Annotated in this window: 17 protein-coding genes; 8 read left to right on the forward strand and 9 right to left on the reverse strand. The window is 69.7% G+C overall.

From position 1 onward, the window contains the following. Positions 1-101 precede the first annotated feature (101 nt). The 3 genes from paaI (at position 102) to FFS56_RS11710 (ending at position 2,612) form a co-directional block, all read left to right on the forward strand. The gene (gene paaI, locus FFS56_RS11700; RefSeq protein WP_046748869.1) at positions 102-530 is read left to right on the forward strand and encodes a hydroxyphenylacetyl-CoA thioesterase PaaI; all 429 of its coding nucleotides are present in this window, start codon (positions 102-104) and stop codon (positions 528-530) included. A gap of 23 nt (positions 531-553) precedes the next feature. Next, positions 554-1,873 carry a phenylacetate--CoA ligase PaaK gene (gene paaK / locus FFS56_RS11705; RefSeq protein ID WP_061017939.1) on the forward strand — a complete coding sequence of 440 codons (1,320 nt, stop codon included), beginning with the start codon at positions 554-556 and terminating at the stop codon, positions 1,871-1,873. Positions 1,874-1,970: 97 nt separating this feature from the next. Next, positions 1,971-2,612: a TetR/AcrR family transcriptional regulator gene (locus FFS56_RS11710; RefSeq protein WP_127011917.1), complete on the forward strand. Its 642-nt coding sequence runs from the start codon at positions 1,971-1,973 to the stop codon at positions 2,610-2,612. Positions 2,613-2,633: 21 nt separating this feature from the next. On the opposite strand, the gene paaZ is transcribed toward FFS56_RS11710, so the two are convergent. The 8 genes from paaZ to FFS56_RS11750 all read right to left on the reverse strand — a co-directional run bounded on the left by paaZ (position 2,634) and on the right by FFS56_RS11750 (position 12,716). Then, positions 2,634-4,715: a phenylacetic acid degradation bifunctional protein PaaZ gene (gene paaZ / locus FFS56_RS11715; protein WP_127011918.1), complete on the reverse strand. Its 2,082-nt coding sequence runs from the start codon at positions 4,713-4,715 to the stop codon at positions 2,634-2,636. Further along, positions 4,712-5,596: a 3-hydroxyacyl-CoA dehydrogenase family protein gene (locus tag FFS56_RS11720; protein ID WP_058632478.1), complete on the reverse strand. Its 885-nt coding sequence runs from the start codon at positions 5,594-5,596 to the stop codon at positions 4,712-4,714. The genes paaZ and FFS56_RS11720 overlap by 4 nt, the downstream gene beginning before the upstream one ends. Further along, entirely contained in the window at positions 5,593-6,363 is a 771-nt protein-coding gene (locus FFS56_RS11725) for an enoyl-CoA hydratase/isomerase family protein (protein ID WP_127011919.1), read from the reverse strand. The genes FFS56_RS11720 and FFS56_RS11725 overlap by 4 nt, the downstream gene beginning before the upstream one ends. Then, a complete protein-coding gene (locus FFS56_RS11730) occupies positions 6,363-7,553 on the reverse strand; it encodes an acetyl-CoA C-acyltransferase (protein ID WP_127011920.1) in 1,191 nt (396 codons plus the stop codon). The genes FFS56_RS11725 and FFS56_RS11730 overlap by 1 nt, the downstream gene beginning before the upstream one ends. 122 nt (positions 7,554-7,675) lie before the next feature. Beyond that, positions 7,676-8,995 (reverse strand): MFS transporter, encoded by a 1,320-nt coding sequence (locus FFS56_RS11735; protein WP_046748874.1) that lies wholly within the window; start codon positions 8,993-8,995, stop codon positions 7,676-7,678. 135 nt (positions 8,996-9,130) lie between these two features. After that, entirely contained in the window at positions 9,131-10,576 is a 1,446-nt protein-coding gene (locus tag FFS56_RS11740) for a dihydrolipoamide acetyltransferase family protein (protein WP_127011921.1), read from the reverse strand. Next, a complete protein-coding gene (locus FFS56_RS11745; protein WP_127011922.1) occupies positions 10,573-11,601 on the reverse strand; it encodes an alpha-ketoacid dehydrogenase subunit beta in 1,029 nt (342 codons plus the stop codon). The genes FFS56_RS11740 and FFS56_RS11745 overlap by 4 nt, the downstream gene beginning before the upstream one ends. Next, the gene (locus FFS56_RS11750) at positions 11,598-12,716 is read right to left on the reverse strand and encodes a thiamine pyrophosphate-dependent enzyme (RefSeq protein ID WP_046748877.1); all 1,119 of its coding nucleotides are present in this window, start codon (positions 12,714-12,716) and stop codon (positions 11,598-11,600) included. The genes FFS56_RS11745 and FFS56_RS11750 overlap by 4 nt, the downstream gene beginning before the upstream one ends. Before the next feature lie 150 nt (positions 12,717-12,866). Here FFS56_RS11750 and FFS56_RS11755 point away from each other — a divergent pair, with 150 nt between their 5' ends. The 4 genes from FFS56_RS11755 (at position 12,867) to FFS56_RS11770 (ending at position 18,039) form a co-directional block, all read left to right on the forward strand. After that, a complete protein-coding gene (locus FFS56_RS11755; protein ID WP_127011923.1) occupies positions 12,867-13,304 on the forward strand; it encodes an Lrp/AsnC family transcriptional regulator in 438 nt (145 codons plus the stop codon). A gap of 162 nt (positions 13,305-13,466) precedes the next feature. After that, complete coding sequence (locus tag FFS56_RS11760) at positions 13,467-15,047, forward strand: HNH endonuclease signature motif containing protein (RefSeq protein ID WP_127011924.1); 1,581 nt, start codon at positions 13,467-13,469, stop codon at positions 15,045-15,047. A gap of 59 nt (positions 15,048-15,106) precedes the next feature. Next, on the forward strand, positions 15,107-16,546 hold the full coding sequence (locus FFS56_RS11765; protein ID WP_127011925.1) for an aldehyde dehydrogenase family protein: 1,440 nt from the start codon (positions 15,107-15,109) through the stop codon (positions 16,544-16,546). 2 nt (positions 16,547-16,548) lie between these two features. Beyond that, positions 16,549-18,039 (forward strand): FAD-dependent oxidoreductase, encoded by a 1,491-nt coding sequence (locus FFS56_RS11770; protein WP_127011926.1) that lies wholly within the window; start codon positions 16,549-16,551, stop codon positions 18,037-18,039. 20 nt (positions 18,040-18,059) lie between these two features. Here the strand turns inward: FFS56_RS11770 and FFS56_RS11775 are convergent, their stop codons facing one another. After that, positions 18,060-18,671 (reverse strand): TetR/AcrR family transcriptional regulator, encoded by a 612-nt coding sequence (locus FFS56_RS11775; protein ID WP_127011927.1) that lies wholly within the window; start codon positions 18,669-18,671, stop codon positions 18,060-18,062. Between the two features lie 165 nt (positions 18,672-18,836). Here FFS56_RS11775 and FFS56_RS11780 point away from each other — a divergent pair, with 165 nt between their 5' ends. Beyond that, positions 18,837-19,838 carry an ABC transporter substrate-binding protein gene (locus FFS56_RS11780; RefSeq protein ID WP_046748881.1) on the forward strand — a complete coding sequence of 334 codons (1,002 nt, stop codon included), beginning with the start codon at positions 18,837-18,839 and terminating at the stop codon, positions 19,836-19,838. Positions 19,839-19,843: the final 5 nt, after the last annotated feature.

The raw sequence follows: 19,843 nt of genomic DNA on the forward strand, positions 1-19,843 counted from the left end.
GAGGCTGACCTGCTTGACTAACTGAACGATCGGTCGGTTAGTATGAGCGGATCGGGTACCGCAGGTGCAGCGCCCGAACCCGCTCGACGAGGAGGTCGACGATGACGGAAGCGACGGCGCAGACGACGGACGACGTGCGCCCGAACCGCGCGATGATGGAGCGCGACCGCGCCTCGGCTTCGCTGGGCCTCGTGGTCGAACGCGATGACCCCGGCCACGCGGTCGTCTCGATGCGCGTGCGGGACGACATGACCAACGGCTTCCACATCACCCACGGCGGCTTCGTCTTCGCCCTGGCGGACACCGCCTTCGCGATCGCGTGCAACGAAGACGACAGGGTCACCGTGGCCGCCGGTGCGGACATCTCCTTCCTGAAGCCGACCGTATCGGGACAGACCCTCACCGCCACCGCCGTCCGACGGTCGCTCAGCGGACGCTCCGGCATCTACGACGTGACCGTGGTCGACGAACGGGGCCACCCCGTCGCCGAGTTCCGCGGGCGCTCCCGCATCACCAGCCAGACCTTCTGAATGCTCCGGAGAACCTCGTGTCGATGACGACCGCAACACCCTCCCACGTCCACCCGCCCGCATCCGCCGAGCTCGACGCGGAAGAGCGGATGACGCGCGACGAGATCGCCGCGCTCCAGCTCGGTCGACTCCAGCAGACCGTGCGCCACGCCTACGCGAACGTGCCTCTCTACACGCGCAAGTTCGACGAGGCCGGCGTGCACCCGGACGACATCCGCACGCTCGACGACGTGCGGCTGCTTCCCTTCACGACCAAGGCGGATCTGCGCGAGACCTATCCGTTCGGGATGTTCGCTGTGCCGATGTCCGACGTCGCCCGCATCCACGCCTCCAGCGGCACCACCGGCCGCCCGACGGTCGTCGGCTACACCAGAGGCGATCTCCAGCGGTGGGGCGCGCTGGTCGCGCGTTCGCTGCGAGCCAGCGGCATCCGCCCCGGCATGAAGGTGCATAATGCCTACGGCTACGGACTCTTCACCGGCGGGCTCGGCGCACACGCGGGCATCGAAGCGCTCGGCGCGACGGTCATCCCGATGTCCGGCGGCCAGACCGCACGCCAGGTGCAGCTGATACTCGACTTCGAGCCCGACGCGATCCTGTGCACGCCCAGCTATCTGCTGACGATCGCCGATGCGATGGCCGCGCAGGGAGTCGACCCGCGCTCCACCTCGTTGAAGGTCGCGGTTCTGGGAGCGGAGCCCTGGTCGAACGAGATGCGTCACGAGCTCGAGCAGCGCCTCGGCATCGACGCGCTCGACATCTACGGTCTCAGCGAGGTGATGGGGCCCGGTGTGGGCAACGAGTGTCTCGAGACCAAGGATGGTCCGCATGTGTGGGAGGACCACTTCCTGCCGGAGATCATCGACGGAGAGAGCGGCGCCGTGCTGCCGGACGGCGAACTCGGGGAACTCGTGTTCACCTCTCTGACCAAGGAGGCGTTCCCGGTCATCCGCTATCGCACCCGCGACCTCACCCGCCTGCTTCCGGGGACGGCCCGGCCCGGGATGCGGCGGATGGAGAAGATCACCGGCCGCAACGACGACATGATCATCCTGCGGGGCGTGAACCTGTTCCCCACGCAGATCGAGGAGCTGGTGCTGGGGATCGAGCAGCTGACCCCGCACTTCATCCTCGAGCTGTCGAAGGCGGGGCGCATGGACACGCTGAAGGTCCGCATCGAGCGGCACCCCGACCTGTCCGTCGAGACCTGCCGCAGCGCCGCGGAGGTGCTGGCGCAGCGGATCAAGATCTTCGTCGGATCGACGGTGGCCGTCCAACTCGAGGAGCCGGGAGCGCTGCCCCGGAGCGAGGGGAAGTACAAGCGGGTGTACGACCTGCGCTGATGCGGGCGATGCGGGGATTGACACGGAGAGCCGTCGCGCCCGCCTCGCGGTCGGTGCTCCCGCCCGCCCGCCGCTTCGAGTGCGAGACTGTGGGGTGATGTCCGAGATGCAGAGCACGCGACGAGGCCGACCGGGGTACGACCAGCAGGGGATCCTCGCCGTCGCCGTCGCCGCGTTCAATGAGTACGGGTACGACGCCACGTCGATCGGGACGCTCGCCGAGCGCCTCGGTCTGTCGAAGTCGGCGATCTACCATCACTTCGGCTCGAAGGACGAGATCCTCGACCTCGCTCTGGACGCGGCGCTGAGCGGCTTGGAAGCCGTGGTGGACGGCCCGATTCCCGACTCGGCTGCCGCTCAGGGGGCATCGAGCGCGGTCGACCGGCTCGAGCAGGTGCTGCGCGGCGCCGTCCGGGTGCTCGTGGAGCAGCTGCCGACCGTGACGCTGCTGCTGCGGGTGCGGGGCAACACCGAGGTGGAGCGCAGGGCTCTCATCCGTCGCCGGGCGTTCGACCGTCGGATCACCGCTCTCGTGTCTGAGGCGCAGCGCGAGGGGGAGCTGCGGGCCGACATCGACGCGAGTGTGGTGGCGCGTCTGGTGTTCGGGATGATCAACTCGATCGTCGAGTGGTATCGGCCCGGCGGGCGCGAGGGCGCCGACCGTCTCGCAGACGACGTGGTGGCCATCGCCCTGGACGGCTTGCGCACGGACGATGGCGCGGGAGCCGCGGTCGACTGACCGGGGCTCCCGCGCTCAGCGTCACGCCGCCGCCCGCTCCTTCGCCACCAGGGTGAGCACGTCGTACGTGGCCACGATGTCATCGTGCTGGTTCTTCAGCACCGCATCCCACCGCACCTCCCCGTACTCGTCGGTCTCCCTTGGGGTGATCTGCTTCGCGGTCAGCTCGACCCTGATGTCGTCGCCGGGGGAGACGGGCGTGACGAATCGCAGATTCTCCAGCCCGGAGTTCGCCAGCACGGGGCCGGGAGCCGGGTCGACGAACAGTCCCGCAGCCCACGACACCAGCAGGTATCCGTGCGCCACGCGTCCGGGGAAGAACGGGTTCGCGGAGGCAGCGTCCTCGTCCATGTGCGCGTAGAACGTGTCGCCGGTGAACGCCGCGAACGTCTCGATGTCGTCGAGGGTCACCGTGCGCGAGCCGCTGGCCACCTGATCGCCGACGTGCAGTTCGGCCAGCGACTTTCGGAACGGGTGCACGCCGTCGCCCCGCTCGTACGGGCGCGAGCTCGCGCCCTGGTGCCAGACTCCCGTGAGGGCGGTCATCATCTCCGGGGAACCCTGCACCGCGGTGCGCTGCATGTGGTGCAGCACCGCCCGGATGCCGCCGAGCTCCTCACCTCCGCCCGCGCGGCCCGGGCCACCGTGCACGAGGTTCGGGAGTGGAGAGCCGTGCCCCGTCGAGGTGCGGGCGTCGTCCCGGTCGAGGAAGAGGACGCGCCCGTTGTAGGCGGCCATGCCGGTGGCGAGGGCGACGGCCACCTCCGGGTCGTGCGTCGCCACGCTCGTCACGAGCGAGCCGCCGCCGCGAGCCACGAGGCTGCTCGCCTCGTCGAGGGTGCGATAGCCGACGATGCTCGACACCGGTCCGAACGCCTCGATCTCGTTCACGGCGGGGCTCGTGGGATCGGGGAAGCGCAGCAGCATCGGCGCCACGAAGGCGCCGTCGGGGGCTGCTCCTTCGGTGCCGTCGGCATGGCGGACGATCGGCGCTTCGGTCGTGCCGATCACCAGCTCGCCGCCGCCGGCCTGCAGGCGGTCGACCTGACGCAGCACCTCCTCACGCTGCGCGGTGGAGGCGAGCGGGCCCATGGTCACCCCTTCGGCGCGCGGGTCGCCGAGGATCACGCGCGACGACAGCCGCTCGCGGACCGCGGCGATCACGTCGTCGACAGCTTCCGCCGGCACGATCGCCCGGCGGATCGCGGTGCACTTCTGCCCGGCCTTCGTGGTCATCTCGGCGACCAGCTGCTTGACGTACGCATCGAACTCCGGCGTGCCCGAGACGGCATCCGTTCCGAGGACCGACGCGTTGATCGAGTCGGTCTCGCTCGTGAAGCGCACCCCTCCCGTCTGCACGGCATCGTGGGCACGCAGGCTCTCGGCGGTCGACGCGGAGCCGGTGAAGGCGACCAGATCGCCCAGCCGCAGTTCGTCGAAGAGACCCGGCACGCTGCCGGAGACCAGCTGCAGCGACCCGTCGGGGAGGAGCCCCGATTCCACCATCACGCGCACCATGGCCTCGGCGAGGTATCCGGTGGGGGTGGCCGGCTTCACGACGGTGGGGACGCCGGCGAGGAACGCGGGTGCGAACTTCTCGAGAGACCCCCAGACCGGGAAGTTGAAGGCGTTGATCTGCACGGCGACGCCGCGGAGTCGCGTGTAGATGTGGCGGCCGAGGAACGAGCCGTCCTTGGAGAGGTTCTCGACACCCCCGTCGACGTACACTTTCGCGTTGGGCAGCTCGCGCCGGCCCTTGCTGGAGTACGCGAACAGCACGCCGATCCCGCCGTCGATGTCGACCCAGGAGTCCTGCGCTGTGGCACCGGTGCGGCTGGACAGCTCGTACAGCTCGGCCTTGCGCTCGGTGAGGGCGAGGGCGAGCTGCTTGAGCACCACGGCGCGCTGATGGAATGTGAGCTCTCCCAGCGACGCCTGTCCCACGGTGCGGGCGTGGTCGAGCACGGGCCCCAGATCGAGCCCGTCGGTCGAGACGCGGGCGACGACCTCTCCCGTTGAGGCGTCACGGACATCCGTGGCCTCGGCGTCGGACGACGGCGTCCACCACGCTCCCTCGACGTAGCTGGGGAGGATCTCGATCATTTCTGTTCCCTTCCTGAGGCGTCCCATTCGTAGAAGCCGCGTCCGCTCTTGCGGCCGAGGTGGCCTTCGGCGACCAGGCGTCGCAGTAGGGCCGGAGGTTCGAAGCGCTCACCCAGCTGTGCGGAGAGGTACTCGGCGATGCCCAGGCGCACGTCGAGGCCCACGATGTCGGTGAGCCGCAGCGGACCGACGGGGTGCTTGTATCCGAGCGTCATCGCGGCGTCGATGTCCTCGGCGGAGGCCACACCTTCCTCCAGCATGCGGATCGCCTCGAGCCCGATCGCGACGCCGAGGCGGGACGACGCGAATCCGGGAGCATCGGCCACGACGATCGGTGTCTTGCCGATGGCGGCCACCCAGCCGCGGGCGGCATCGACGAGCGCAGGAGCGGTGCTCGCACCATGGACGATCTCGACGAGGGTGGAGGCGGGCACCGGATTGAAGAAGTGCATGCCCAGCAGCCGCGAGGGGCGATCGAGCACCGCGGCCAGCTCATCGATCGAGATGGACGAGGTGTTCGAGGCGATGGCGGCGTCCGGTGCGATCTGCGCCTCGACCCGACGGAGCGCGTCGACCTTGAGGGCGAGGTCCTCCGGAACGGCTTCGACGACGAGCGTGCACTGCGCGAACAGGGCGGCATCCGTGCCCGTGGTCAGGCGCGCCCGATAGGCCTCGGGGGAGTCGAGGGCCGTGCCGCGTGCGACCGAGGCGTCGATGGACTCGAGCACGCGTGCCGTGGCCGCCTCCGCCGCGTCGGCGTCGCGTTCGACGATGCCGACCCGGGAGCCGGCGAGCAGGAAGGCGTGCGCGATGCCCGCGCCCATACGTCCGCCGCCGAGCACCCCCACCTGTTCGGGCGCGATGAACGTGCTCTCGGTCATCGGTCTCTCCGTTCGAGGAAGTCGGTCATCCGTCGGAACTTCTCCGGGCTCTCGAAGAGCTCGGCCTGGGCTTCCAGATCGGCGGCGGGGTGGTGGTCGCGGGGTGCCCGGAACACCCGCTTGGTCGCGATGGTCGCTGTGGGGTCGTTGCGGGCGATGCGGTCGACGATGGCGTGGGCGGTCGGCAGCAGGTCCGTCGTCTCGTGGATCGCCGAGACCAGCCCGATGCGCAGCGCCTCCTCTGCCTTCACCGTGCGACCCGTGAGCAGCAGCTCGATCGCCCTGGCGTCGCCGACGATCTCCTTGAGACGCCAGCTCGCGCCGGCCGCTGCGAGGATGCCCAGCCCGGTCTCCGGGTTGCCGATCGCGAGCGTCGGCGTCCCGATGCGGATGTCTGCCGCGTAGGCGAGCTCGGCTCCACCGCCGAGCGCGTAGCCGTCGATCGCCGCGATGACGGGCATCGGCAGTTCGGCGAGTCGGACGAACGCGTGAGCGTTGATCCCGCGCAGCGCGTCGGCGGCATGCCGTTCGCGCAGTTCGGCGATGTCGGCACCCGCCGCGAAGACCCCGCCGGCGCCGGTGAGGATCAGCGGGAGCGGCACGGTCTCCAGCTCGGCGCACAGCGCGTGCAGCGCGTCGATCGTGGCCTGGTCGATCGCGTTGCGCTTGTGCGGCCGATTGAGGGTGGCGACCACGCGGTCGTGACGCCTTTCGACGAGCAGGGGTTCGTCGTGCGCCTGCGTATCGCCGAGGGGAGACCGCGGCATCACACCTTCTCCACGATCAGAGCAGCGCCCTGGCCGACGCCGACGCACATGGTGGCGAGTCCGTAGCGGGAGCCCTCGCGCTCCATGCGTCCGAGGAGCGTGACCAGAAGGCGGGAGCCGGACGAGCCGAGCGGGTGACCGAGCGCGATCGCTCCGCCGTCGGCGTTCACGCGGGATTCGTCCAGCCCGAGGCGTCGGAGGCAGGCGATGGACTGGGTGGCGAACGCTTCGTTGAGCTCGACGGAGCCGATGTCGTCGATGGAGAGCCGGGCGCGCTGCAGCGCCTTCTCCGTGGCGGGCACCGGTCCGAGGCCCATGATCTCGGGCGCGAGTCCTGCGCTGGTGCCGACGACGATCCGCGCCCGCGGTGTCAGCCCGTGCCGCTCGACCGCCTCCGCGCTCGCGACCATGATCGCGGAGGCACCGTCGTTGAGCGCGCTGGAGTTTCCGGCGGTGACGACCTGACCGCCCGCGACGACGGGCCGCAGTCGGGCGAGGCCTTCGAGCGTCGTCTCCGGTCGAGGGCCCTCGTCCACGAGCACCTCACCCGAGCCGACGGGGACTCCGACGATCTCCGCCTCGAACCGTCCGACTGCGATCGCCGCGGCGGCCCGTTGCTGCGAGCGCAGGGCGAACGCGTCCGCCTCTTCGCGTCCGATGCCGTCGACGCGCGCGACCTCCTCCGCGGTCTCCGGCATCGTGTACGTCGCCTTCTCGCGGGCCAGGAGCCGCGGGTTCGGGAATCGCCAGCCGATCGAGGTGTCGAACGCGGCGCCGGGCTTCGCCCATGCCTTCTCGGGCTTGGCCTGCACCCAGGGTGCGCGGGTCATCGATTCGACGCCGCCGGCGATGATGAGGTCGGCGTCGCCGGCTCGGATCGCCTGAGCGGCGATCGTGACGGCGGACATGCCGGAGGCACACAGTCGATTGACCGTGATGCCGGGGACGCTGTCGGGAAGGCCGGCGAGCAGGACCGCCATCCTGGCGACATTGCGGTTGTCCTCGCCCGCCTGGTTCGCGGCGCCGAGGATGACCTCGTCGATCTCCGCCTGGAGGGGGTCGACGCCTGCGCGTCGCGCGGCCTCGCGGACGACGATCGCTGCGAGGTCGTCGGGACGGACGGAGGCTAGGGCTCCGCCGTAGCGACCGACCGGGGTGCGTACGCCTCCGACGAGGTAGGCCTCGGTCATGCGGAACTCCTGACTGCGTTGTCTCGACGGGTTGCCCGTTGTCCGGACGATCGGCCCGAATTACTGACCGATCGTCCGGTAATTATGTCACAGGTGTGGCCGGCGCCGCGATCGGGGCGGCTTCAGCTGAGCAGGTCCACGCCCTTCGTCTCCTTGACGAGCGAGACGCCGATCAGTGAGATCACGGATGCCACCGCGATGTACACGCCGATCGTCCAGGCCGCGTGGAACTGGTTCATCAGCGCCTCCGCGATCATCGGCGCGAACGCTCCGCCGAGGATCGCACCGAGGGCGTAGCCGATGGAGACGCCCGAATAGCGCACGTTCGCGGGGAACATCTCCGCGTACAGGGCTGCCTGCGGGCCGTAAGAGAGTCCGAGCGCGAACGTCATCACGAACAGTGCCACGAAGTACCAGAGGATGTTCGCGGTGTCGATGAGGAACCACATCGGCACCGCCCAGAGTGCGAGCGCCACGTAGCCGATCTGGAACGTGCGGATGCGGCCGAGCCGGTCGGAGAGGTGTCCGCCCCACAGGGTGAAGATGAGCCACCCGAACGAGGCGAGGGTGGTCGCCAGCAGCACCGGGGGTCGGTCCATGCCGAGGGTGGTGACGGCGTAGGTCGCGAAGAACGCGATGAGCAGGTACCCCGCCGCGTTGTTCGCGATGAAGATGATCGCGGTGAGGACGACCTGCTTGGTGTTCTGACGGAAGAGCCGGCGCAGGGGAGCGGATGCCTCCTTGCGGCGGCGCCGCAGGTCCTCGAACACCGGGCTCTCATCGACCGCGCGTCGGATCACGTAGCCGACTGCGATGAGCACGATCGAGAGCAGGAAGGGGATGCGCCAGCCCCACTCGAGGAAGGCCTCCGGCGACATCGAACTGGTGAGCACCCACAGGGTGGAAGTGGCAAGGATCATGCCGACGGGGACGCCGATCTGCGGGAACGCCCCGAAGAGTCCTCTGCGGCTGTTCGGCGCGTGCTCGACGGCCATCAGGGCGGCTCCGCCCCATTCGCCACCCGCGGAGAATCCCTGCACGATGCGGAGCAGGATCAGCAGGATGGGCGCGGCCACGCCGATCGCGGCATACGTCGGAAGGAGGCCTATCAACGACGTGGACAGGCCCATCATGACGAGGGTGAGCACGAGCATCTTCTTGCGACCGAGCTTGTCGCCGAGGTGGCCCGCGACGATCGCGCCGAGCGGGCGGAAGAGGAAGGAGATGCCGATTGTCGCGAACGAGAGCACCTGGGCGAAGCCGGGGTTCTCCTGTGCGATCGGAGCCAGGAAGAGGGGCGCGAGCACCAACCCCGCTGCTTGCGCGTAGATGAAGAAGTCGTACCACTCGATCGACGTGCCCACGAGGGTGCCGGCGAGTACGCGCCGTTCTTCGGCGGGCATCCGTGTGGATGGGGTGCGGTCGGAGACTGCTGACGTCATGAGAACTCCATTGTTCTGCGATTCCGGGGGAGAGAGCACTGTGCGGTGCTCGGGACTTTCCTAACCGAATGATCGGTCAGTAATTGCCGAGCGTAGCGCATGGTGGCCCTCGGATCGAGGTCGAGGGACCTCTCGTCAGATCCTCCCGAATGCCCGCAACGGATGCTCGATGAGTTCGGTCACCCGGCGCAGGAAGCCCGCGGCGTAGCCTCCGTCGCATACCCGATGGTCGAACACCAGCGAGATCTGCACGATGCGGCGGGCGACGATCGCTCCGTCCACGACCCACGGGCGCTCGATGATCCGGCCGATCCCGAGGATGGCCACGTCGGGGTGGTTGATGATCGCGGCTGAGCCGTCAACGCCCAGGCCTCCGTAATTGTTGAGCGTGAAGGTCGATCCCCGCAGCCGTTCCGGTGGCATCGCGCCGGAGCGGGCCGTGGTGGTGAGTTCGCGCAGCGCTGAGTCGAGCTGGGTCACGGAGAGGTCATGGGCGCGGGGGACGACCGGGACCAGGAGCCCTCGTTCGGTGTCGGCGGCGATGCCGAGGTTCACTCCGTCGAAGGAGAGGATCTCGTCCCCGTTCTCGCTGAGGCGCGAGGCCAGCACGGGGTACTCCTCGAGGGCGAGCAGGACGAAGCGGGCGAGCAGTGCGGTCACCGACGGCGCCTTGCCTCCCTCCGGAGCCATCCGCGCACGCAGATCCCACAGCTCGGTGGCGTCGACATCCACCCAGACCGTGGCCTCGGGGATCTCGGACCGGCTGCGGGAGAGCTTCGCGCTGACAGCCCTGCGCAGCGGCGACATCCGCTCGCGCGCGCGCACCTCGAGACCGTCGACCGTCTCGCCTGCTTCGGGGCCCACGCCTGTTCCTGGCGTCGTCCGGCCGCTGTCGTGTGCGGAGGCGCCGTCGGCCACTGCGTCGACCGCGCCGTCCACCGCGGCACGCAGCACGTCGGCGCGGGTGATGGCACCATCGGCGCCGGTCGCTGTGATCGAGTGGACGTCGAGACCGAGGTCTCGCGCGAGACGACGCACGAGCGGGGAGCGGACGGCGACGGGGTGCCGCTCGGACGATCCAGCGGGCGAAGTGCCCGCAAGCGTCCCCGATGCGGAGTGGATCGTCGTCGATGCGGGGTGAATCGTCGTCGATGCGACCGGGGGGCGCCGCCGTCCCTTGGTCGCACGAGCGGTGGTGCCGTAGCCGATGAGGACGTTCCCTGAGCCCGCGCGTTCCTCCTCGCGGTACGCCTCGTGCTCGGGCTGGGCCGGTGGAGCGGGAGTCGCCGGTGATTCGGGAGCCGCCGCGGAAGACGGGGAGTCCGCCACCTCGAGCACGGGGGCGCCGACGTCGATCGTGTCCCCGGCGGTGCCGTGCAGAGCCGTGATGACTCCGGCGAACGGCGACGGCAGCTCCACGATGCTCTTCGCGGTCTCGACCTCGGCGATCGGCTGGTCCGTCACGATGGTGTCGCCGACCGCGACGAGCCACTGCACGAGTCCGGCCTCGGTCAGCCCCTCGCCGAGGTCGGGCAGTCGAAACACCCGCGTGCCCGTCTGCGGCTTCACCGGAGTGCTCATGATTCGTCCTCCCAGTGCAGGGTGTCGATCGCATCGAGCACGCGGTCGACGTCCGGCAGGTACCAGTGCTCGAGCTTCGGAGGTGCGTAGGGCGTGTCGAATCCGGTCACCCGTCGCACGGGCGCCGCCAGGTATTCGAAGCAGCGCTCGAACACGCGTGCCTGGATCTCGGAGGCGACGCTCACGTAGCCCGGCGCCTCCGCGATGACCACGGCACGGCCTGTCGACTTCACGGCGGCCGTCACCGTGGCGTCGTCGAACGGCGAGAGGGAGCGGACGTCGACGACCTGCACACTCCGCCCCTCCGCAGCGGCCACCTCGGCGACCTCCAGCGCGAGCGGCACGGACGAGCCGTACGCGAGGAGCGTCACATCCGTGCCGTCGCGGGCGATACGCGCCGAACCGAGCTCCGCGGTGACCGAGGTGTCGACCTCGCCCTTGCTCCAGTACAGCTTCTTGGGCTCGAGGAAGATCACCGGGTCGGGCGAGGCGATGGCCGCACGCAGCAGGGAGTACGCGTCCTGCGGAGTGGCCGGGCTGACGACCGTGAGGCCGGGGGTATGGGCGTAGTAGGCCTCGGACGAGTCGCAGTGGTGCTCGACGCCCCCGATGCCGCCCCCGAACGGGATGCGGATCACCAGGGGCATGCGCATGCCACCGCGCGTGCGGTTGCCGAGCTTGGCGACATGGCTCACGACCTGTTCGAACGCGGGGAGGGCGAAGGCGTCGAACTGCATCTCGATCACGGGGTGCAGCCCGTTCATCGCCATCCCCACCGCGGTGCCGACGATCCCGGACTCCGCGAGCGGGGTGTCGAAGCAGCGGTCCTCACCGAAACGTGCGGTGAGTCCATCCGTGATGCGGAAGACGCCACCGAGGGCTCCCACGTCTTCGCCGAAGACCACCACATCCGGATCCGACTCGATGGCGTCGGCCAGCGCCCTGTTCAAGGCGGCGGCCATGGTCATCGTGGTCGTCGTGGTGGCTCCGCTCTCGATGCGCGTGTCGTCCTGTGCGATCGTCATCGGTGGCCTCCGGTCGTGGCGTGCTCGGCGTCGACGAGACGCGAGCGTTCGATCTCGTCGCGCAGTAGGTGCCACTGCTCGTCGAGCTGAGGGGAGCGGGTCGCGGTCACGAAGCGGAACAGGTCTTCGGGATCGAGGTCTGTGTCGGTGTTCAGCGCTGCCCTCATCGCCGCCGCGATCTCCTCGGCACCCGAGGCGAAGCGCTCCTCGGCGGCGGCGTCGAGCGCCCCTGTCGCAGTGAGATGCGCGCGCAGGCGCAGGAGCGGGTCGCGGGCGAGCCAGGCCTGCACTTCCTCGCGCTCGCGGTAGCGGGTGTCGTCGTCGGCGTTGGTGTGCGCCTGCATGCGATAGGTGTGCGCCTCGACCAGGGAGGGGCCGCCGCCGGCGCGGGCGCGGTCGACGGCTTCCGTGAGTACCGCGAGGACCGCGGCCACGTCGTTGCCGTCGACGCGCTGCCCCGGCATGCCGTAGCCGACCGCCTTGTGCGCCAGGGAGGGGGCAGCGGTCTGCCGGGAGAGGGGCACCGAGATGGCGAACTCGTTGTTCTGCACGAAGAACACGACCGGGACATGGAACACGGCGGCGAAGTTCATCGCCTCGTGGAAGTCGCCCTCGCTCGTGGCACCGTCGCCGCAGAGCGCGAGCACGACGGTGTCCTCACCGCGGTGCCTCGCCGCCTGCGCGAAGCCGACCGCGTGCAGGAGCTGGGTCGCGAGCGGGGTGGCCTGCGGGGCGACGCGGTGCGCGCGCACGTCGTAGCCCGAGTGCCAGTCGCCCTTGAGGAGCACCATCGCCTCAGCGGGAGCGATGCCGCGGGCGATCACCGCGACCGAGTCGCGGTACGTGGGGAAGAGCCAGTCGGTGTCACCGAGCACCATCGCCGCTGCCACCTGGCATGCCTCCTGACCATGTGACGAGGGGTAGACCGCGAGGCGGCCTTGGCGGACGAGCGCGCCCGCCTGGTCGTTGATGCGTCTGCCTTCGACGAGCCCGCGGTAAGCGGCGAGCAGGACGTCGGCGGCGGGGAGCGCGTATGCCTCGTCGGGGAGGGTGGTCCCGTCCTCGTCGATCAGTCGTACCGCGGTGTCTCGCGGGAGCATGTCATGGGGGTGCATCCGTCCGCCTTCCTTGCCGAACTCGATGAGGACAGCATGCCGCGCATGCGACAGTCATCCAAGAACTGCTGCGCAATCATGGACGATTGCGCTCGCCGTGTCAGAATGGCCTCCGAAGTGTCAGTATTTCCCGGAGGAGAGAGGGGTGCCATGGCGGCGCTCGACGACACGGATCGCGCGATCATCGCTGAGCTGCGGCGGGATGCTCGCGCGTCGATGACCGCGATCGCCGAGTCGGTGCACATCTCCCGCGCCGGAGCGCACGCGCGGATCAAGCGACTCACCGACGCCGGGGTGATCACGGGGTACACGGTGCGCACCGACCCCGTACTGCTCGGACACCACGCGAGCGCCTATGTGACGCTCGCGATCGAGCAGGCCACGTGGCAGGAGGTGAGCGCGCGGCTCAGGGTGATCCCCGAGATCGAGCACATGGCTCTGGTCGGGGGCGACTTCGACGTGCTGCTGCTCGTGCGGGCCAACGACGCCCGCGACCTCCGTCGCATCGTGCTGGAGGACATCCAGGCGATCCCGTCGATCCGCTCCACACGGACGATCCTGATCTTCGAGGACTCCGACCTGGTGTGAGGGTTCTTCTGTCGGATACGACGGGGGAGGTGGGTTCGTGTTGTGAAGTGTTGATTGGGCTCTCTACGGGTGCAGGAGGAGTAAGTCAGGCGTACTGGAATATTGCTCTGAACGGGGGTTATCCGGCCTGCGAATGTCGGTGGCCCTCTGTTGAATCGACGTATGGAAGGCACTCCGGCAGCGGTTCTCGACGACACGGTCGTCGCTCTCGACGCCGTTCTGCGATCGGGCGCGGTGGGCGCTCTCGACCCACAGGAGATGATGAACCTGCTGCGGGTCGCGGGCGAGATCCAGCGACGCGCGGAGGCCGTGGTCGTCGAGGCCGTGGCGAGCGTCGATCAGCGTCCTGCCGGGTCGGGGGAGCCGGCGTTCTGCGGACTGTTCGGCTGCCGCTCGATGAACGAGCTGCTGCAGCGTGTGCTCCGCACCGACACGGCGGGTGCCGCGCGCCTTGTGAAGGGCGCGCGGTTGGTGCGACGCGATGTCGACCTCTCCTCCGGAGAGTGGCTGCCGGCGCGGTGGCCGGCGCTGCGCGAGGCCCTCCTCGACGGGGCGATCGGCGTGACCGGGTTGCTGGCTGCGACCGGGCCGATCGAGCAGGCCGGTCCACGCGTGCGCGTCGCCGACCGGTGGGAGGCGGACGCGTATCTGGCGGGAGTCGCTCGTGGCGCGGAGAGCGACGACGGTGCCGAGAACGAGCCCGGTCCGGCACCGCCGCCCGAGGATCTGCGGGTGCAAGCTCAGCTGATCGTGCAGTACCTGGACCCGGACGGGGCGGAGCCGGCTGAGGACATCGCGTTGCGGGCTCGCGGGGTGGTGCTGGGGCGCGCCAAGGACGGCGTCATCCCGTTTCGCGGCGCGCTGCTGCCGGAGGTCGCGGGGCAGCTGCAGCGGATCTGGGACGCGTATCTGAACCCGAGGGTCGACGGTCCGCCGCTTCCCGGCGTCCATTTCGTGCCGTCCGCGGAGCTCGAGGATTCCGACGCCGGGAGTCCGCATGCCCCGGTTTCCCCGGATGACGATGTGCTTCCGTCCGGGGACCCTGGCGGGATGATCGACGCGCGCACGCGGGCACAGAAGCAGCACGATGCACTCGCGGCGGCCCTGGGCATCGCGGCCCGACACAACGAGATGCCGCGGCTGGGCGGTGCTGCCCCGACTCTCGTGGTCACGGTCGGTGCCGAGGATTACGCCACGGGGCGGGGCTGGGCGCGGGTCGACGGGGTCGACACGCCTGTCTCGACCCTCGTCGCCGCGCACACGGCGTGCGGCGGTTCGATCCAGCGGGTCGTCTACGGGGCCGGAGGAAGGATCGTCGGGCTCGGGTCGAGCGACCGGATCTTCACCCCGGCGCAGCGCCGCGCGATCTGCGTGCGGGACCGCGAATGCCTCATTCCCGGGTGCCACGTCCCGGCCGCCTGGTGCGAGATCCACCACGTCACGGAGTACGCCCGTGGGGGTCCCACCCACACCGACAACGGGGTGGCGCTCTGCTGGCACCATCACCGCACGTTGGACACCTCAGGTTGGCAGATCCGCATGCGAGGGGGAGCGCCGCAGGTGCGAGGGCCGGCCTGGTGGGACCCGGCGCGGCGATGGCGCACGCCGCGACCGGCGACGGGGACTCGAACCGATCGCGGGAGGCCTGCTCGCCGCGCACCTGCCAGCGGGCGCATCGTTCGCGCGAGGACATCTTCGGCGCGCTCCGCGACAAGTGCGGCGGGAAGGGGCATCCGAGAATGAGAGGAAGGCCGGCGGCCACTCCGCCATCGGTCAGCGCCACGCTCGAAGGAGAGACACCGATGTCCGATTCCGCAGCTTCCGCAGCCGCCGCGCTGCTCGACCGCATCCAGGCGCCGGAAGGCGAGGGCCGTGAGATCCCCGATGCTGCGACCCGCGAGGTCATCGGCCGGGCACCCGTCGCCGCCGTGGACGACCTCGACGACGCGATCGCCCGTGCGAAGGCTGCGCAGCCCGCGTGGGAGGCGCTCGGTCACGAGAAACGGAGCGAACTGCTCCTGGCCGCGGCCGACGCGATCGATGCGAACGCCGAGGGTCTGGCCTACCTCCTGTCGCGCGAGCAGGGGAAGCCGCTCAACGGCCCGAACGCGCGGTTCGAGCTCGGTGCCTGCTCGGCATGGCTGCGCACCAATGCCAGCACCGTGCTCGAGTCGCAGGTGCTCGTCGACGACGAGACGCTGCACGCCGAGCTCGTCTACAAGGCGGCTGGTGTCGTCGGAGCCATCGGGCCGTGGAACTGGCCGCTCATGATCACGATCTGGCAGATCGGGCCGTCGCTGCGGATGGGCAACACGGTCGTCGCGAAGCCCAGCGAGTACACCCCGCTGAGCGTGCTCGCGATGATCGCGGTGATGAACGAGGTGCTGCCGGCGAATGTGCTGCTCGGCGTCTCCGGAGACCGTGAGGTGGGCGCTCGCCTCGCGTCACACCCCGACATCGCCAAGATCATGTTCACCGGCTCGACAGCGACCGGTCGCCGCATCATCGAGAGCTCCGCAGGCAACCTCGCCCGCCTCACGCTGGAGCTGGGCGGCAACGACGCGGGCATCGTGCTTCCCGGCACGGACGCGTCGGCCATCGCCGAAGACCTCTTCTGGGGGGCGTTCATCAACACCGGACAGACCTGCGCAGCCATGAAGCGCCTCTACGTGCACGACTCCGTCTACGACGAGGTCGTGGACGCACTCGCCGCGATCGCCGAGCAGGTGCCGATGGGCAACGGACTCGACGAGGGCAATGTGCTCGGACCGCTGCAGAACCGGCCGCAGTTCGACATCGTCAGCCGCCTGGTCGACGATGCGAAGAGCCGCGGTGCCCGGATCGTCACCGGCGGCGAGCCGGCATCCGACCTCGGCGAGCTGTTCTACCGGCCCACCATCGTCGCCGACATCGACAACGATGCGGCGCTGGTGCAGGAGGAGCAGTTCGGTCCCGCACTCCCCGTCATCCGCTACAGCGACGTCGACGAGGCCTTCGCGCTCGCGAACGCCCTCGACGTGGGCCTTGGCGCCTCGGTGTGGGCCAGTGACCCGGAGGAGGCCCGCGCCGTCGCTGCGCGCATGCAGTCCGGCACGGTATGGATCAACTCGCACGGTGGGCTGCACCCCATGGTGCCGTTCGGCGGTGTGAAGAGCTCGGGCTACGGGCTGGAGTTCGGCGTCGAGGGACTCAAGTCCGTCGCCGTCACCCAGGTCGTCTCCGGACCGGGCCGGAAGGCCTGAGCGTGACCGCGGCGAACAGCGGCGCGGTGCGCTCCGCCATCGTCGTCGGGGCCGGCACCTCGGGCGCCATCGTCGCCCGGCGTCTCGCCGACGCCGGGGTCGCCGTCACGCTCGTCGAGGCCGGCGGCTACGACACGAACCCGGCCATCCACGACCCGTCGCGGGCGGGGGAGCTCTGGCACTCCGCCGAGGACTGGGACTTCTTCACCGTGCCGCAGCCGCACGCGGCCGGTCGACGTCTGCATCTCCCTCGCGGCAAGGTGACCGGCGGCTCGCACGCGCTGAACGCCATGATCTGGGTGCGCGGCGCGGCCTCCGACTACGACGCGTGGGAGGCCGCCGGCGCGACGGGATGGGGCTGGGCCGAGGTCGAGCCGATCTACGACGCGATCGAGAACGACCTGCTGCCCGTGACCGACGATTATGCGCTCTCGCCCATCCAGGCTTCGATCATCGACGCCGCCGTCGAGGAGGGGCTGCCGCGCAACCCGAACTACAACGGGGGCACGCTCGACGGGGTCTCACAGGAGCAGGTCACGATCAAGGACGGCCGTCGGGTCAACACCTGGACGGCCTACGCGCAGCCCGTCGCCGACCGGATGACGATCCTCACCGGTCGCGCAGTCCACTCCGTGATCGTGCGCGACGGGCGCGCGGTCGGCATCCGGCTGGGGGAGGGCGATGAGACCGAGGAAGTGTTCGCGGACGAGATCGTCCTGTCGGCGGGAGCGCTCGGCACGCCCGTCATCCTGCTGCGCTCGGGCATCGGTCCCGCCGACGAGCTGAGTGCGCTCGGCATCCCCGTCGTGCACGACGCCTCCGCGGTGGGCAAGAACCTGCACGACCACCTCCTCTCCCCGGTGATCTTCGCGACCGAGAAGACGCCCATCGGCCCGCCGCAGTCGGGGGTGTCCGTCACGCAGAGCCACCTGTTCTGGCGCAGCCGCGACGGCCTCGCGCAGCCGGACACGCAGCCCATCCACTTCTCCGTGCCGATGTGGGGCGACCTGGAACCGCGGGGCGACGACGGGTTCACGCTCATGGCGGGCCTGGTGACGCCGTACAGCCGCGGCGAGCTGCGCCTCACCGGTCCCGGCCTCGACGACCTGCCGCACATCGACCTGGCGGCACTGGAGGATCAGCGCGATGCCGACGCCCTCGCCGCCTCCGTGCGCCAGTGCCGCCGCATCGGCGCACAGCCTGCGCTCGCCGAGGAGTGGGGAGCGGTGGAGGTGTACCCCGGGCCGGACGTGACGGACGACGATGTGGAGGACTGGGTGCGCCGCACGGCCATCACCTACCACCACCAGGTCGGCACCTGCCGCATGGGCAGCGACCAGGAGTCCGTGGTCGATCCGCAGCTCCGGGTACGCGGGATCGACGGGCTGCGTGTGGTCGACGCCTCCGTCATGCCGACCGTGCCCACCGGCAACACCAACGCGCCTGCGGCCATGATCGGCGAACGCGGCGCGCGGTTCATCCTCGCAGGCTGAAGGCAGGACGACGGATGCGATCAGCGGGCGGGCGGGACGGAGGGGCGACGGAGCGTCGACAGCAGCGCGTCGAGGCCGTCGTTCAGCCGCCCGTCGCCCGCCGAATCCGGCATCAGCACCGAGATCATCTGCCACCCCGCATTGCGCGACGCGATCTCGTTCACCGCGGTCTCGATGTCGATGCCGTCGGCCAGCTCGCCGTCGTCCCTGGCCTCGATCAGACACTCGCGGAACAGGTCCCGCCAGTGCAGGTTGTTCACGCGGTGGATCCTGGTGACCTCGTCGTCCTGCGACGCATGATCCCAGAACGCGATGACCACCTTGGCGTACAGCGGGCCGTTCGGGCTGTAGGGGAGGATCTCCCTGCACATCCGCTCCAGAGCCTCGAGTCCTCGGACGCCCTCGATGCGGGCGTGGATGCGGTCGTTGGCGAGCGAGTACAGACGGAGGAACGCCGCCGTGAGGACGCTCCTCTTGTCGGGGAAGTACCGGGCGATCGCGCCATGCGCGTAGCCGGCCTCCGTGGCGATCTCGCGCATCGTGAGGTTGTCGAAACCGACGCGGATGATCACCTGTGTCGCCGCATCGGCGATGTGGGTCCTGCGTTCCTCATGGTCGACGATCTTGGGCATCGCGCCCCCCTCTCCGGTCCTGCACTCTCACATCCACGATTCTCCATTTGCCGTTTTTAGTCACCAAACGGTGACTAATGTAACCCGATCGTAATCAACGAAGTACTAAGCGCGACTACGATCTTTAAAATCACCAACCGGTGACTAACTCGAAGAGGAGTTCTCATGAACGTCACAAGACTCGCACGTCGCGCCTCCGGTGCCCTCGTGGTGGCCGGGACGCTCGCGCTCGCAGCCTGCACCTCCGCCCCCGCGTCCTCCTCCGGCGGCGACGGCGAGCTGACGACGCTCAAGGTCGCGACCATCGGCCTCGTCTCCGACGGGGCGCTGATACGGGGACAGGAGCAGGGCTTCTTCGAGGAGGAGGGGCTGAAGCTGGAGACCTCGGTGGTCGCCAACCCGCCGGCCGGACTCGCCGCCGCGCAGGGCGGACAGGTCGACATCGCGTACGCCCCCAGCATCCCGCTGCTGAACGCACTCAGCAGCGGCGTCCCGCTGAAGGTCGTCGCACCGGCGGACGGATTCGTCGCCGGAGCGGCTGACGCCGAAGACCCCGCGGCCGTCGACGACACCGGTCTGTTCGCCTCCGCCGCCAGCGGCATCTCCTCGGTCGCGGACCTGAAGGGGGCGACCATCGCCATCCCCGCGCGCAAGGCGCAGCTCGAAGTCGTCATCTCCGATGCCCTCGACCGTGCCGGCGTCGACCCCGGCTCGGTGGAATGGGTCGTCCTGGACTTCACCTCGGCGGTCGCCGCGCTGCAGAGCGGCACGGTCGATGCGGCGGGTCTCGTCAGTCCCTTCACCGCGGAGGCGGATGCGGCGGGTGCGGTGCAGCTCGACTCGCCGTCCGTCGGCTTCTTCGAGGAGGGCGCCGTGGGGCTGTGGACCGCGGGGGAGAGCACGATCGCGGCGAAGGCCGATGCCATCGCCGCCTTCCAGCGCGCTGTCGCCAAGAGCAACGCCTACGCGAACGAGCACCCGGAGGACGCGATCCAGGCCGGGATCGACGCCACAGGCTCGACGCTGACGGTCGACGACGTCAAGCTGCCGTTCTGGCCGGCCGAGGTGGCGCCCGTGGATCTCGAACGCGTGAACGACAAGCTCGTCGCCCTCGGCTTCCTCTCGGCTCCGGTCGACCTCGAAGGCATCGTCCTCGCCGCCGGATGATGCTC

Origin of the sequence: Microbacterium sp. Beta (genome assembly GCF_005502545.1) — a bacterium.
GTDB classification, from domain to species: domain Bacteria; phylum Actinomycetota; class Actinomycetes; order Actinomycetales; family Microbacteriaceae; genus Microbacterium; species Microbacterium oxydans.

What these genes read in the sequence shown, in the direction of transcription:
- FFS56_RS11775 (WP_127011927.1), bottom strand. Translation starts at nt 18,671, where the DNA reads ATGCCCAAGATCGTCGACCATGAGGAACGCAGGACCCACATCGCCGAT.
- FFS56_RS11720 (WP_058632478.1), bottom strand. Translation starts at nt 5,596, where the DNA reads ATGACCGAGAGCACGTTCATCGCGCCCGAACAGGTGGGGGTGCTCGGC.
- FFS56_RS11760 (WP_127011924.1), top strand. Translation starts at nt 13,467, where the DNA reads ATGGAAGGCACTCCGGCAGCGGTTCTCGACGACACGGTCGTCGCTCTC.
- paaI (WP_046748869.1), top strand. Translation starts at nt 102, where the DNA reads ATGACGGAAGCGACGGCGCAGACGACGGACGACGTGCGCCCGAACCGC.
- FFS56_RS11755 (WP_127011923.1), top strand. Translation starts at nt 12,867, where the DNA reads ATGGCGGCGCTCGACGACACGGATCGCGCGATCATCGCTGAGCTGCGG.
- paaZ (WP_127011918.1), bottom strand. Translation starts at nt 4,715, where the DNA reads ATGATCGAGATCCTCCCCAGCTACGTCGAGGGAGCGTGGTGGACGCCG.
- FFS56_RS11780 (WP_046748881.1), top strand. Translation starts at nt 18,837, where the DNA reads ATGAACGTCACAAGACTCGCACGTCGCGCCTCCGGTGCCCTCGTGGTG.
- FFS56_RS11750 (WP_046748877.1), bottom strand. Translation starts at nt 12,716, where the DNA reads ATGCACCCCCATGACATGCTCCCGCGAGACACCGCGGTACGACTGATC.
- FFS56_RS11745 (WP_127011922.1), bottom strand. Translation starts at nt 11,601, where the DNA reads ATGACGATCGCACAGGACGACACGCGCATCGAGAGCGGAGCCACCACG.
- FFS56_RS11725 (WP_127011919.1), bottom strand. Translation starts at nt 6,363, where the DNA reads ATGCCGCGGTCTCCCCTCGGCGATACGCAGGCGCACGACGAACCCCTG.
- FFS56_RS11730 (WP_127011920.1), bottom strand. Translation starts at nt 7,553, where the DNA reads ATGACCGAGGCCTACCTCGTCGGAGGCGTACGCACCCCGGTCGGTCGC.
- FFS56_RS11735 (WP_046748874.1), bottom strand. Translation starts at nt 8,995, where the DNA reads ATGACGTCAGCAGTCTCCGACCGCACCCCATCCACACGGATGCCCGCC.
- FFS56_RS11710 (WP_127011917.1), top strand. Translation starts at nt 1,971, where the DNA reads ATGTCCGAGATGCAGAGCACGCGACGAGGCCGACCGGGGTACGACCAG.
- paaK (WP_061017939.1), top strand. Translation starts at nt 554, where the DNA reads ATGACGACCGCAACACCCTCCCACGTCCACCCGCCCGCATCCGCCGAG.
- FFS56_RS11740 (WP_127011921.1), bottom strand. Translation starts at nt 10,576, where the DNA reads ATGAGCACTCCGGTGAAGCCGCAGACGGGCACGCGGGTGTTTCGACTG.
- FFS56_RS11765 (WP_127011925.1), top strand. Translation starts at nt 15,107, where the DNA reads ATGTCCGATTCCGCAGCTTCCGCAGCCGCCGCGCTGCTCGACCGCATC.